Below are 12,886 nucleotides of genomic sequence, written 5' to 3' on the forward strand. Positions count from 1 at the left end.
GGCTTCTTCCCCAGGAAGATCCATGCCGTCACAGCCGAAGGATTCATCCTAAAGCTAATCCTCTTTATCTTCGCCTACACGCTAGCTCAAGTAATTGAGTAGCTCGCAACTTGAGTTAATTAAAGGCGTAACCAAACGAGATAATAACAGACGAGATGCCACCACTAGAGATAGCGCCAGCCTCTTTTCCGTTCACACGCGACAAAGCCAGGTCGAGGTTAAGGCCATTGGTTCTGAAACCGACGCCAAAGTTCGGCTGCATACGGTTATTCATACTTCCGTCGAAGTTTCTGGTTTGCTGGTAATTATTAAAACCACCTCTTACAAAAACCGCATCAGCATATACTAACTCCACGCCAACATGCGGGTCTACAGATACCACATCCGACTTTAAGAGAACATTGCGCTTACCATCAAAAGTAAAATCAATATCAGTGGCGACAAGGGCTGATAGTTTATCATTAATTGTAAAGTTTTTTCCAACACCAAGCACCAGGCGCGGCAAGGTTAGCTCGGCAGAGCTTTCGGGCAAGTCATTGCCTGTTTGCTGGTAAGCGTCTTCTAATGCTTCTACGTTGTGCGTCCAGGCGGTAAAGGTGGTGGTGATGTCTTTTGCCATAGCGCCGAATTGCCAGGTGCCACGCTGTAACTGGGCTCCTGCGTCTATGCCAAAGCCGTACGCGTTGGCAAACTCGCCTACATTACGGTAAATAAGCTTGGCGCTTGCACCCAGCTGCAATCCCTCAATCAGGTTGCTGCGGCGTGCATACGAAACCAGCATAGCATAATCGGCAACAGAAAAGAACCTGATACTATCGTACTGTATGTAGCCATACTCATTTTGCAGGCGGCGCGTATCGGCAATATCATCCACACCCAGGCGGATAACAGAAACTCCCAGCACGCTATTAGAATCCAAAGGCATGGCAAAGCTGCCAAAGTCGTTTTTAGCAATGCCGGCAAAAAGCTCAGAATGCATCAAAGCAATGTTATACTTATACTTCAGGTTAAGCAGTCCGGCGGGGTTCCAGTAACCGGCAGTGGCGTCGTCAACAATGGCGGCCTGCACATTTCCCATGCCCAGCGCACGTGCCCCCACGCCAATATTCAGAAATTCGTTGCTATACTTTGGGGTGGATACCTGAGCCATTGCAGCAGACCAGCAGGTAAATAGTGCCGCTACTAAAAAAAAGCGAAGGGTGATTTTATACATACTTCAGCAGTAAATGTTCTCTCAAATCTACTATCAGGCTACTTAATTCTCTAAGGGAGTCAACAAGCTAAATCTTGCCTGTTAAGATGCTCTAACATTAATTAGTGCATTAAAGTTGACTTTTGCCTCATAATATTTTAGTCCAAAAATACTGAATTAAAATTATAATTCTGCCTTAACGAAAACCAATTAAAAAATACTGCGTAATTATTTTTAAACAGTACCTTGTTTTACATAGTACCTTTTATTATCTTTGATCCAACATTATAACGGTATCATCATGAAAGTAGAAAACACGCAAGTGCAGATGAGGAAGGGAATTCTCGAATTCTGCATACTGGAGATTATCTCTCGTGGTGAAGTATATGCGTCCGACATGTTAGAAGAGCTCACAGCGGCTAAAATGATCGTTGTGGAGGGTACGCTCTACCCGCTCCTCACCCGCCTGAAGAACGCGTCGCTTCTGGAATATAACTGGGTAGAATCTACCTCGGGGCCGCCACGAAAATATTACAAGCTCACTGAAACCGGGACTAAGTTCTTAGAAGATCTTCGCGCCACCTGGTACGAACTAGTTGACTCCACAGAATACATTATCCAAAACAAGAAAGCGCAGCAATCATGAAAAAGAATATAAGTATCAACTTACAAGGCATCATCTTCCACATTGAGGAAGACGGTTACGAGCAGCTAAGCAGATACCTGACTTCTATCAGGACGTACTTCTCTAACTATGAGGGGCACGAAGAGATTGTGGCTGATATCGAGTCACGTATTGCCGAAATCTTCTCTGCCAGGCTAAACCCGGGCAAGCAGGTTATCTCGCTGGAAGATGTGGAATACCTGATCACCAGAATGGGTAACGTAACCGACTTTGAAGTAGCAGAACCTTTGGAAGAAGGAATACCTCACACAGGACCCGCAACTGGCAGTGCTTATGCATCGGAAGGCGCTTATACTACAGCAGGCCCTAAAAAGCTTTACCGCGATATTAACCGCAAAGTAATAGCAGGCGTTTGCGCTGGTATAGCCAATTACCTGAGTATAGATGTAGTCTGGATAAGACTGTTGTTCGTGCTTCTTGTGATAGGTATTCCTTTCTCCGATGGCATCACCAGCTTTGGTATTATCCTGTACATTGTGCTCTGGATAGCCATGCCAGCAAGTGATGTGTTGCCCGAAACCAATGTAAAGAAACTGTTCCGCGACCCTGAAGACAAGAAACTGGCGGGTGTTGCAAGCGGTATAGCCAAATACTTTGGTGTTGATGTGGCGGTGGTACGTATCATGTTTCTGGTACTTATCTTTGCGGGTGGCTTTGGTATACTTGCTTATATTATACTTTGGATTGCTGTGCCAGAAGCTGTTACCCTTACTGAGCGCATGCAAATGCAGGGCGACCCGGTTACACTGGCAGGCATTGAGCGATCTTTGAAAGATAACCTGAACATGCGCGATAACGACGGGCATGAATCAACACTGGCCCGCATAATCCTGCTTCCGATCAGGCTGATCTCACAGATCTTTAGCTGGCTGGGCAAATCTTTGGGGCCTGTACTTGCTGTACTGATAACACTAATACGCGTGGCTGCCGGTATTATACTTTTAGTAGTATCTATAGGCCTTACCATTGGGTTGTTTTCTGCCTTATTCGTGTCGCTTGGTGTTATTAATGAGTCTGAATTCGTAAACCTGGGTGATTTTCCAGCCTCCGTACTGCTCGGGGGCTTTCCCAGTCTCGGATTAGTGGCAGGCTTTTTTGTAGGGCTTATCCCGCTTTTACTCCTGATCACACTTGCCATCAGCTTATTGGCTAAGCGCACATTTATGCGGCCTATCGTTGGCTGGTCTATGTTTGGCGTATGGCTGGTGGCATTGTTCACTCTTATTGCTACCATCATCATCTACAGCAACAATTTCCGCAGAAGCGGCGAAGTACTTACCACCAAAACAATTCCTGTCTCCGGTTACAGTACGCTTGTGCTCGATGCCTATGACACCAACCTTGATTACGACAGAATTTATATTGACGTACAGGAGCATAACGGCACCGACATAGAAGTGATACAGCGCGCAGAGGCAAAAGGCAGAACAGAGGCCGAAGCACAGCAAAATGCCCGCATGATAACCTATCAGGTGGTGCAGAAAGACTCTGTGCTTCGTTTCGACAATAGTTATGAGTTTAAAGAAGGCGCCGTTTTCCGCGATCAGGAACTCGACCTTGTACTAAGGTTGCCGCGAAACAAGCCATTACGCCTAACGCGTGAATTTACTTACCTGTTACCAACCGCCACCTTCGATCAGGACTACAGCCGCGACAAGATTGTGCGTAATACCTGGCAAGTAAAAGGCGATATGCTGGAGTGCCTGACCTGCGCTGCTGATACCCTGGATACTGAAGAGTATAACTTTGAAGAAGGATCTTTTAACGAGGGTAGCGACGACACCAACATAAGCGGCAGCGTGTTACTGAACGAGCGTGAGTACAGTAGCAACAGCAAAACTTACAATTACAGAGACTTTAACTCAGTGGAGATCAGTGGCCCTTACCATGTAGAATTACGCCAGGGCAGCAATTACAGCGTACGGGTTAGGGGCGAACGCGACGACCTGAGACGCATGGAGATCGATAAAGTAGGCGACGAGCTTCGCATCGGTTATACAGAGAAGAACATTAATCTGTTCAGCGACCGCGATCCGGTGTTAGTGCAGATTACAGCCCCTGATTTTAATGATATCGACCTGAGTGGTGCTATCAAGGCTGAAATTTCCGGAATCAGAGCAGATAACTTGCGAATGAACTTTTCAGGTGCCATTCAGTCAAATGCAGACGTAAATGTGCGTGACCTTCGGGTAGAGATTTCAGGAGCAGCCGTGAGCAAATTTTCTGGCCGTGCCGATAACTTTAAACTTGACGCAACTGGTGCTGGCAAAGTAAATGCAGCAGGTTTAAGAGCCAACACAGTAGATGTAGATGTAACAGGTGCCAGCCTGGCTGAAGTATACGCAGCCAGAACCCTGCGCGCCGATGCCTCTGGTGCAAGCCGCATTGTTTACGCTGGCAATCCTAAAAACACCACGATTGACAGCTCCGGACCAAGCAGCGTGAAGCGCCGATAAAAATATTAACAAACTGCTATGTATACTTTATACTAAACCAGAAGTACAGGCCGTTTTAAAGATAGTGTTTGTTTAGTTGTTTGATGAGTACTGACGAGGCTAAGATCTTTACATAGGTTTTAGCCTCGCTTTTTTTACGGAGTTTATACTTTATTCTTTGCTTTCCTCCTCGTCTGGCTCAGATGGAGAAACTAAACTTGCTACGGAAAGGCCTCTCTTCTCACCTTCTTTAAGCAAAAAAGCATAAGCAGCATTAAATTCATTTTTCACCTTCCCTTCAAGTATCGCTTCTGTCAGTACCTCTTTTAACTCGCCTACTGTTTTGGATGGCATCAGGTTGAAGGTCTCCATAATGATCTCACCGGTGATAACAGGCTGGAAGTTGCGCATTTTATCGCTTTCTTCTACCTCTACCAGCCGCTTCTCTACTTTATCAAAGTTCTGCAGGTAACGTTTTACCTTGGTATCGTTTTTTGAGGTGATATCGGCGCGGCACAGCTTCATCAGGGCATCAATATCATCTCCGGCCTCAAACAACAGCCTGCGAATGGCAGAGTCTGTTACAGTTTCCTTAACCAGGGCAATAGGCCGCAGGTGCAGGCGTACCAGTTTCTGCACAAATTTCATGTGCTCGTTAAGAGGCAGCTTTAGGTCACGGAAAAGCTTTGGGAGCATACGCGCACCTCTATCCTCATGCCCATGAAAAGTCCAGCCGGCCTTTGGATGATAACGCTTAGTATCAGGCTTGGCAATATCGTGCATGATAGCAGCCCAGCGCAGCCAAAGGTCATCAGAAACCTCGGCCACATTATCCAGCACCTGCAACGTATGGTAGAAGTTGTCTTTGTGTGTATTGCCGTTTATAGTTTCAACGCCCTGCAACTCTACCATTTTCGGAAAGATCAGATGTAACAGGCCTGAGGCAAACAGCAGCTTAAAGCCATAGCTAGGCTTAGGCGAAAGTATGATCTTGTTGAGCTCATCAATAATACGCTCCTGCGATACGATCTTAATGCGCTCTTTATAATCGATAATGGCATCAAACGTATCCGGGTCGATATCAAATCCTAATTGGGAAGCAAAACGGATAGCACGCATCATACGCAACGGATCATCGGAAAAAGTAATGCCCGGTTCCAAAGGAGTACGAATGATCTGCCGTTTCATATCCTTCAGACCGCCAAATTCATCTATCAACTCACCATAGTTTTGCTTGTTCAGGCTTATACCTAAAGCATTGATGGTAAAGTCGCGGCGCTTCAGGTCATCATCCAGGGTACCTGTTTCCACCTCCGGTTTGCGTGAGTGCTCTCTGTACGACTCTTTTCTGGCCCCAACAAACTCTACTTCCCAATCATGGTCGCGCAGCATGGCAGTGCCAAAGTTTTTGAAGATGGATACCTTGGGCTTGTGCGGGAGCTTTAGGGCTACAGTGGTTGCTAAGGCAATGCCATCGCCCACGCATACTACATCAATATCTTTAGAAGGCCTTTTAAGCACCAGGTCGCGCACGAAACCTCCAATTACATAGGCATCTATGCCTAATTCTGCAGCAGCCTCTGCTACTACTTCAAATATGGAATGTTCCGGTAATTTTATTTTATCCATCAGTAAAAAGCAAACACCTCAGGCAGCGGTTTGGCGGCCTGAGGTGCAAAAATAAGGTAATGCCATGGCAATTACGAATTATGAATTACGAATTACGAATCATGGTTGCTCGCAAAACGATTTTGCATGTTAATCGCGTAGCACTTTCTGGGTACCGTCCGGCTCAATTTTTACTATGCGAGAAGGCTTTGCTTCTATTTCTTCTTCCTGCCGCCAACGCACTACATGGTCTACCCGATCCTTAATTTTTTCTGATATATCCTTAAAAGACGCCGCAGTACCCTCGCCGCTTATATTGGCTGATGTTGAGACCAACGGCCTGCCAATTTGCCGCACCAACCGGTGGCTGAACTCGTCTTTTGTAATACGCACGGCTATACTGCCGTCTTCAGACTGTACCTCTTTGGGCAGGTTGGTGGCACCGGAAAGCACATACGTAGTAGGCCTCTCCTGCTCCTCAATTAATTTCTCCAAGTCCGCAGGCACCTTTTCTACATAATGCTTCAGCATATCCAGGTCGGCCACCAGTAGTATCATCGACTTGGATTCTTCGCGTTCCTTTATCTTGTATATCTTTTTAACAGCCTCCGCATTTTCGGCATCGCAGCCAATTCCCCAGACTGTATCGGTGGGGTAAAGTATAACGTTGCCAAGTATAACTTCTTCCTCAGCGGCCTGTATCTCTTTTACTAACTGGCTCATAGTTTTATTTTTGTTATTGGTTGATTGTTGTTAGTTATTAGAAAAATAAAACTCTTCTGGATTTCCCGAATAACGAATAACTATTAACTAAAAACGACCTAACGTATTTCCTGCGTTAGTTCTACCAGCACACCGTTGGCGCTCTTTGGGTGTACGAAACAAACAAGCTTGTTGTCAGCTCCTTTTTTGGGTTGCTCGTTCAACAATGTAAAGCCCTCGCTTTTCAAGCGTTCCATCTCTTTATAGATATCTTCAACTTCAAAAGCAATGTGGTGTATGCCCTCTCCGCGCTTTTCTATAAACTTACTGATGGCGCTATCCGGGGTTGTGCCCTCCAGCAATTCTATTTTAGTGCCGCCTACTCTAAAAAAAGAGGTATTTACATTCTCCGATTCTACAAACTCAGTTTTATAAGGCTCTACCCCTAAAAGTTTAAAGTATAATCCGTTTGCCTCGCTAAAATTTTTAACTGCGATCCCTATATGTTCTACGTTTTTCATTTTCAGTTTGTAATTAGTCTAAGTAAGGTTTTTTTGTTAATTTTGCATCCGATTCAAAACTAATAATTTCTTTAAACTGTTTAGATAACAGGACAAAAAGTAGAGAAAATCGATTTATATGCTAACATTACCGATATACCTGGATAACAACGCCACAACGCCATTAGACCCACGCGTGTTGGATGCCATGCTGCCTTACATGACTAACATGTTTGGTAACGCCGCATCTCGTAACCACGCTTTTGGCTGGCAGGCCGAAGAGGCCGTTGATTATGCACGTGAGCAAATTGCTTCGCTGATCAATTGTTCTCCAAAAGAAATCATCTTTACGTCTGGAGCTACAGAGTCGGACAACCTTGCTATAAAAGGTGTGTTCGAAATGTATGCTTCTAAGGGCAACCATGTAATTACACTTACCACAGAGCACAAAGCTGTACTTGATACGTGTAAGCACATCGAGAAGCTAGGCGGCAAAGTAACTTACCTTCCTGTAAACGCAGAAGGCCTTGTTGACCTGAAGCAACTGGAAGAAGCCATTACAGACAAGACAATCCTTATCTCTGTGATGTATGCTAATAATGAGATTGGTGTTATTCAGCCAATGCGTGAGATCTCTGCTATTGCCAAGAAGCACGGTGTGCTGTTCTTTACAGATGGTACGCAGGCAGTAGGAAAAATTCCTGTAGACGTAGAGGCTGACGGCATTGATCTGATGGCATTCTCTGGCCACAAAATGTATGGTCCTAAGGGTGTTGGCGCGCTTTACGTGCGTCGTAAGAATCCACGTGTTAAGGTAACTGCCCAGATGGACGGTGGTGGCCATGAGCGAGGCATGCGTTCGGGTACACTTAACGTACCGGGCATCGTGGGTTTAGGCAAGGCTGCTGAAATTGCTAAGCAGGATATGGAATCTGATACCAAGCGTATTGCTGCCATGCGTGACCGTTTAGAGAAAGAGCTTCTTACAATTGAGGAGTCTTATGTAAACGGTTCTGTTGAGCATAGATTACCACACGTATCTAACATCTCCTTTAAGTATGTTGAAGGCGAAGGCTTGATGATGGGTGTGAAAGACCTGGCAGTTTCTTCTGGTTCTGCCTGTACTTCTGCTTCCCTGGAGCCATCTTATGTACTGAAGGCCTTAGGCTTGAGCGATGACCTGGCACACTCTTCGTTACGTTTCGGCTTAAGCCGTTTCACTACGGATGAGGAGATCGACTTCGCCATTGATCACGTAAAAGAAGCAGTAAGTAAGCTTCGTGAGATGTCTCCGCTTTGGGAAATGTTTAAAGAAGGTATAGACCTGGACACGATTGAGTGGGCAGAACATTAAAAATGACGAATTAAGAATTACGGATTACTAATTTTCGTCATTCTTAATTCAATTCATAATTAATAATTAATAATTCGTAATTAAATAGAGCTATGGCTTATTCAGATAAAGTAATCGATCATTACAGCAACCCACGTAACGTAGGTACGCTTGATAAATCAAAAAATAACGTTGGTACTGGCCTTGTAGGTGCCCCTGAGTGCGGCGACGTAATGCGCCTGCAGATTGAGGTAGACGAGAACCAGGTAATTACCGACGCTAAGTTTAAAACATTTGGTTGCGGTTCTGCTATTGCTTCTTCTTCTCTGGCAACAGAGTGGCTGAAAGGCAAAACAGTAGACGAGGCTTTGTCTATCGACAACATGGACATCGTGGAAGAGCTGGCATTGCCTCCGGTTAAAATCCACTGCTCTGTACTGGCCGAAGATGCTATCAAAACTGCCATCAACGACTACAGAGTAAAGAACGGTTTACCAGCTTTAGAGCTGCCTAAGTCTCACCACTAAGAACGAGACTCAATGGAGTCAAACACGGATGTGCACGTAGAAAGTGCACGTATTCAGAAGCAGATTGAGAACCACTTAGGTATAAGCGGCAACAGTCTGCTTTTTGAATTCAGGCAGATAGACAACAAGCTGCGCCTCGACCTGATTACGGTAAACCCGCGCCACCAGCAGTCGTTCCTGTTTCACTCCGAAACAGGTTACGATAAAGTGGATGTGCTGCAAAAAATGCTGGACTATGTGCAGAATTACCGCGATAAGGAGAGTTCATACACCGTGCAATGGATGGCCCGCGGCGATAAAGAGTTGCAGACGTCCTATTTCAGGGCACATAATATGTATGAGGCGCTTGATAAGTTATACTATGGCCGCGATATGAACACGATCACTGTTTTTAGTGTTGTGCTTAATCCGGTATCTTAAAATTAAAAGATTATGATCACAGTATCAGACAAAGCAAAAGAGAAAGTTATAAAGCTGAAGCAGGATGCTCAGCTGGACGACACCTTCCGTTTGCGCGCTTCTGTTGCGGGTGGCGGCTGCTCTGGCCTTTCGTATAAACTCGACTTTGATGATGAGGTAAAACCCATGGATCAGGAGTTTGAGGACAAAGGCGTGAAAGTAGTAGTGGACATGAAGAGTTTTTTATACTTAGCCGGCACCGAACTTGACTTCTCGGACGGACTGAACGGTAAAGGCTTCTACTTTAACAACCCTAACGCTTCCCGTACCTGCGGCTGCGGCGACAGCTTCTCAGTGTAAGTAATTTTATCAAAGTATAAAAACAGAAAGGGCTGCTATTGATTTAGCAGCCCTTTCTGTTTTTATACTTTAGCAGGTGTTCTATACTTTCTTAAAGCGTTTGGTTGTGCGGTTACCCTTTGCATCCTGCAGTACCAGCACATAGGTGCCACTACTTAAACTGCTCACGTTTATACTTTGCTCTTTTGCTATACTAAGTGGTAACTGTAGCACCTGTTTGCCCATCACATCAACTACAGTGGCATAGTTATACTTTTGAGATGCCGGAGTAAATATACTTAACGTATGTGCCGTAACTGTTGGGTAAACCTGTACCTCTGATTTTGACAATGTCTTTTGAACACTTATAGTATGAGAATAAGTATGGCTGCCATCTGTATCAACCTGCCTTAACCTGTAATAGGAAGTGCCATTAAGCGGATGCTCATCTGTAAAAGTATAGCTTGTAACCTGATTAGACGTTCCGGCGCCATTTACTAAACCAATGCCTTCAAACAAATGTCCGTCGGAGCTACGCTCTACTACAAAATGGTCATTGTTTTCTTCAGAGGCTGTTTCCCAGTTTAGCTCTACCTCGTTACTTATTAGTTTGGCTTTAAAATTCTTTAGCTCAACAGGCATAATAGAGGGACCTGAATCAGCTTCTGCTCTCCAGGTAAGGCTGAAATCGTCAATGGCCAAACCGTGATCTGCCTCTGGCTCATCGGCATCTTTCCAGCGCAGCATAATATAGTGCCCTGCTGGTATGTTTACTGCTAAAGTATGGAAAAGCATTCTCCTGTTCTCGGCTGCATTACCATTAAGCGCCATCCCTGCTGTATGATAAACCGGAGAGAAAAAGGTAAGCTCATTTACCTGCGTCCAGCTTGCATCGCCGGAAGGCCACAAGTTAAAACCATCTTTATTACTGCTGATGGCATACCAAAAAGTTATCTTATGAATACCAGTGGTACTGTTGGCACTTCTCCACTGTTCGCCTACATAATTAACATCCAGCGACATAATGTTAGTACCTGTATTATTCTGCAACAATAAGCCATAAGCAAACTCGCCGGCAGTTGCAGACCCTAAAGCACCAAGAGCCCTATCTGTTGATCCAGAACTTCCATAACTATAGAGGTTACCTGCATTGTTGGATCCTGTGTTAACAACTAATGAGGTATTATCCGGTTTGGTCCGATGCAACCTCCAGCCAGTAAAATACTCTGTCCCGCTCACCCAGGTCCCGTTTGTCTGGTTAGGCAAACCATCGAAATTCTGGCTATAATAGGTGTTATACTTTCCCATGCTAACCTGTGCCAGAACAGTAGAGCCTGAGAACAGGCCCAACAGTATAATACTACCAACAATATTTTTAAGCAGCGTAAATTTGTACTTCATACCTTGGAAAGCGGGATAAAAATAAACCAGCAGTAACTGAGCATAAAAAATGCTGGCTGATCAGATTATTGTTCCAACTTATGACCTCTTGTAAAAGTTCAATATTTATCGCTTTATTAATGAAATAATACAATGTTGTAACAATGAAAATAAAAAGCCTGCTCTTAGAGAGCAGGCCATAGGATAATTGTCTTTATTTTATACTTTATACTATCTGCCCTATACCAAATAATAACACAAAGAGAAGTGTTGTGATGGCCATTTGCTTTAAGTATGGGTCTAGTTCTTTAGATGTTTGTTTGCGCCATACATTTACGCCATTTACAAAAACGAGTGGGAGTGCAAGTATAAACAGCAATTGCCAGTAGCTATAGAAGTTAAGTGCTACATATAGCACAGCACTTAGCACACCGCCAGCCAAAAGCATGATATGGTAAATTCGTGCTTTTGCCGGACCAAGGCGCACTGGAATCGATTGTTTTCCAGCCAGTGAATCAGACTTAATGTCGCGTATGTTATTTACATTTAGCACAGCCGTGGAAAAGAAGCCACAGACTAAGGCCGGAAGGATAACCAATAGCTCCAGTTGCTGCGCCTGCAGGTAATATGTACCTAACACGCCCACCAAGCCAAAAAACACAAACACGAATATATCACCCAAGCCTGCATAGCCATATGGTTTATCACCGGCAGTGTAGTTAATAGCAGCCCAGATAGATGCCAGCCCCGAAACAAGAAAAAGTATAAACAGCAGCATTCCTTCGGTACCAAATGCTACCCACAGCAGCAAAAGACCCGACACCAACGACAGCAGGCTAAACACTACCATGCCTGTTTTCATGTGCGCGGCCTTTATGTGACCTGCCTGTACAGCACGCATGGGCCCTTCGCGATGTACACTATCTGCACCGTGTTTGGTATCACCATAATCGTTGGCCAGGTTAGAAAGTATCTGCAGAAAGAGCGTAGTGAGCACACAAAGGCCTGCGATAGTGGCATTAAAAAAGCCATTTGCAGCAGCCATAAAGCCCCCCATGCCAATACATGAAAGCGCTAGCGGCAACGTGCGTGGCCTAAAAGCCGAAATCCAGGCTTTTAGCAGGCCTGGATTCTGGGATATGTTTTGTGAAGTGTTATTCAAAGTATAAAATATGGGTCGCAGCGATTGTGTGTATTTACGCTACAAGTATAAAACTACTTTTGGATGGCAGCAAGTATTTCCTCTCCCATTGGTTTCGCCTTAGAAGGGAAAAAGGCCACTACTTCGCCATTCTCATTTACCAGATATTTGCAGAAATTCCAGTTAGGCTCTTCGTTGTTTGGCGCGTTTTGGGCCAGCCAGGTATAAAGCGGATGCTTATCTTCGCCAGCTACAGATATTTTATCGAACATCTGGAACGTTACGCCATAGTTCTTCTGGCAGAAACTGGCGATCTCTTCGTTGCTGCCCGGCTCCTGGCCTCCAAAGTTGTTTGCCGGAAAACCAAGTATAACTACCTTGTCCCCATGCTGTTCGTTTAGCTTCTGCAGGTCTTCGTACTGTGGCGTAAACCCGCATTCCGATGCCGTATTTACCAGCAATACCTTTTTACCTTTATACTTTGAGAAGTCAATCTCTTTGCCCTCCAGCGTTTCCATCTTAAAAGTATAGAAATCTGTTGTAGTAGTTGTGTTTGATGCTGTTTCTGTTGCCATAGTTTCTGATGATTTAGTTGCCTGATTCGGCTCGTTGCAGCCGGTGAATGCCATTGCAACAGCCATTGTC

General features: G+C 44.9%; 13 protein-coding genes and 1 pseudogene. 7 read left to right on the top strand and 7 right to left on the bottom strand.

Annotated elements, in window-relative coordinates; all coding sequences use genetic code 11:
- Positions 1-102, top strand: a pseudogene (locus tag K0O23_RS20590) (IS982 family transposase); the annotation flags it as partial.
- A gap of 13 nt (positions 103-115) precedes the next feature.
- Here K0O23_RS20590 and K0O23_RS16945 read toward each other — a convergent pair.
- Positions 116-1,213: a putative type IX sorting system protein PorV2 gene (locus tag K0O23_RS16945; protein ID WP_246597183.1), complete on the bottom strand. Its 1,098-nt coding sequence runs from the start codon at positions 1,211-1,213 to the stop codon at positions 116-118.
- A gap of 280 nt (positions 1,214-1,493) precedes the next feature.
- Here K0O23_RS16945 and K0O23_RS16950 point away from each other — a divergent pair, with 280 nt between their 5' ends.
- Positions 1,494-1,838, top strand: a complete 345-nt coding sequence (locus tag K0O23_RS16950) for a PadR family transcriptional regulator (RefSeq protein ID WP_219878686.1) — start codon at positions 1,494-1,496, stop codon at positions 1,836-1,838.
- Positions 1,835-4,333 carry a PspC domain-containing protein gene (locus K0O23_RS16955; protein ID WP_219878640.1) on the top strand — a complete coding sequence of 833 codons (2,499 nt, stop codon included), beginning with the start codon at positions 1,835-1,837 and terminating at the stop codon, positions 4,331-4,333. Before K0O23_RS16950 ends, K0O23_RS16955 begins: the two co-directional genes overlap by 4 nt.
- Positions 4,334-4,483: 150 nt before the next feature.
- Here the strand turns inward: K0O23_RS16955 and K0O23_RS16960 are convergent, their stop codons facing one another.
- The 3 genes from K0O23_RS16960 to mce all read right to left on the bottom strand — a co-directional run bounded on the left by K0O23_RS16960 (position 4,484) and on the right by mce (position 7,143).
- Positions 4,484-5,941 carry a CCA tRNA nucleotidyltransferase gene (locus tag K0O23_RS16960; protein ID WP_219878641.1) on the bottom strand — a complete coding sequence of 486 codons (1,458 nt, stop codon included), beginning with the start codon at positions 5,939-5,941 and terminating at the stop codon, positions 4,484-4,486.
- Positions 5,942-6,070: 129 nt separating this feature from the next.
- Entirely contained in the window at positions 6,071-6,643 is a 573-nt protein-coding gene (locus tag K0O23_RS16965; protein ID WP_219878642.1) for an L-threonylcarbamoyladenylate synthase, read from the bottom strand.
- 98 nt (positions 6,644-6,741) lie between these two features.
- The gene (gene mce / locus K0O23_RS16970) at positions 6,742-7,143 is read right to left on the bottom strand and encodes a methylmalonyl-CoA epimerase (RefSeq protein ID WP_219878643.1); all 402 of its coding nucleotides are present in this window, start codon (positions 7,141-7,143) and stop codon (positions 6,742-6,744) included.
- A 118-nt stretch (positions 7,144-7,261) separates the two neighbouring features.
- Here mce and K0O23_RS16975 point away from each other — a divergent pair, with 118 nt between their 5' ends.
- The 4 genes from K0O23_RS16975 (at position 7,262) to K0O23_RS16990 (ending at position 9,741) form a co-directional block, all read left to right on the top strand.
- Positions 7,262-8,476, top strand: coding sequence for an IscS subfamily cysteine desulfurase (locus K0O23_RS16975; protein ID WP_219878644.1), 1,215 nt, complete (start codon positions 7,262-7,264; stop codon positions 8,474-8,476).
- Positions 8,477-8,568: 92 nt separating this feature from the next.
- Positions 8,569-8,982 carry a Fe-S cluster assembly scaffold IscU gene (iscU, locus tag K0O23_RS16980; RefSeq protein WP_187068641.1) on the top strand — a complete coding sequence of 138 codons (414 nt, stop codon included), beginning with the start codon at positions 8,569-8,571 and terminating at the stop codon, positions 8,980-8,982.
- Between the two features lie 12 nt (positions 8,983-8,994).
- Positions 8,995-9,402, top strand: coding sequence for a hypothetical protein (locus K0O23_RS16985; RefSeq protein ID WP_219878645.1), 408 nt, complete (start codon positions 8,995-8,997; stop codon positions 9,400-9,402).
- Between the two features lie 12 nt (positions 9,403-9,414).
- Complete coding sequence (locus K0O23_RS16990) at positions 9,415-9,741, top strand: HesB/IscA family protein (protein WP_219878646.1); 327 nt, start codon at positions 9,415-9,417, stop codon at positions 9,739-9,741.
- An 81-nt stretch (positions 9,742-9,822) separates the two neighbouring features.
- Here the strand turns inward: K0O23_RS16990 and K0O23_RS16995 are convergent, their stop codons facing one another.
- The 3 genes from K0O23_RS16995 to K0O23_RS17005 all read right to left on the bottom strand — a co-directional run bounded on the left by K0O23_RS16995 (position 9,823) and on the right by K0O23_RS17005 (position 12,816).
- Entirely contained in the window at positions 9,823-11,121 is a 1,299-nt protein-coding gene (locus tag K0O23_RS16995) for a T9SS type A sorting domain-containing protein (protein ID WP_219878647.1), read from the bottom strand.
- 205 nt (positions 11,122-11,326) lie between these two features.
- Positions 11,327-12,262: a 1,4-dihydroxy-2-naphthoate polyprenyltransferase gene (locus tag K0O23_RS17000; protein WP_246597184.1), complete on the bottom strand. Its 936-nt coding sequence runs from the start codon at positions 12,260-12,262 to the stop codon at positions 11,327-11,329.
- A 53-nt stretch (positions 12,263-12,315) separates the two neighbouring features.
- Positions 12,316-12,816, bottom strand: a complete 501-nt coding sequence (locus tag K0O23_RS17005) for a glutathione peroxidase (protein WP_246597186.1) — start codon at positions 12,814-12,816, stop codon at positions 12,316-12,318.
- Positions 12,817-12,886: the final 70 nt, after the last annotated feature.

The sequence above is a fragment of the Pontibacter aydingkolensis genome, from assembly GCF_019443125.1.
In the GTDB taxonomy this organism is placed as follows: Bacteria; Bacteroidota; Bacteroidia; order Cytophagales; family Hymenobacteraceae; genus Pontibacter; species Pontibacter aydingkolensis.

Excerpts from the sequence above, each read along its gene's own strand:
- iscU (WP_187068641.1), top strand. The coding sequence starts at position 8,569 with ATGGCTTATTCAGATAAAGTAATCGATCATTACAGCAACCCACGTAAC.
- K0O23_RS16985 (WP_219878645.1), top strand. The coding sequence starts at position 8,995 with ATGGAGTCAAACACGGATGTGCACGTAGAAAGTGCACGTATTCAGAAG.
- K0O23_RS16990 (WP_219878646.1), top strand. The coding sequence starts at position 9,415 with ATGATCACAGTATCAGACAAAGCAAAAGAGAAAGTTATAAAGCTGAAG.
- K0O23_RS16975 (WP_219878644.1), top strand. The coding sequence starts at position 7,262 with ATGCTAACATTACCGATATACCTGGATAACAACGCCACAACGCCATTA.
- mce (WP_219878643.1), bottom strand. The coding sequence starts at position 7,143 with ATGAAAAACGTAGAACATATAGGGATCGCAGTTAAAAATTTTAGCGAG.
- K0O23_RS16955 (WP_219878640.1), top strand. The coding sequence starts at position 1,835 with ATGAAAAAGAATATAAGTATCAACTTACAAGGCATCATCTTCCACATT.
- K0O23_RS16960 (WP_219878641.1), bottom strand. The coding sequence starts at position 5,941 with ATGGATAAAATAAAATTACCGGAACATTCCATATTTGAAGTAGTAGCA.
- K0O23_RS16995 (WP_219878647.1), bottom strand. The coding sequence starts at position 11,121 with ATGAAGTACAAATTTACGCTGCTTAAAAATATTGTTGGTAGTATTATA.
- K0O23_RS16965 (WP_219878642.1), bottom strand. The coding sequence starts at position 6,643 with ATGAGCCAGTTAGTAAAAGAGATACAGGCCGCTGAGGAAGAAGTTATA.
- K0O23_RS16950 (WP_219878686.1), top strand. The coding sequence starts at position 1,494 with ATGAAAGTAGAAAACACGCAAGTGCAGATGAGGAAGGGAATTCTCGAA.
- K0O23_RS17005 (WP_246597186.1), bottom strand. The coding sequence starts at position 12,816 with ATGGCAACAGAAACAGCATCAAACACAACTACTACAACAGATTTCTAT.
- K0O23_RS16945 (WP_246597183.1), bottom strand. The coding sequence starts at position 1,213 with ATGTATAAAATCACCCTTCGCTTTTTTTTAGTAGCGGCACTATTTACC.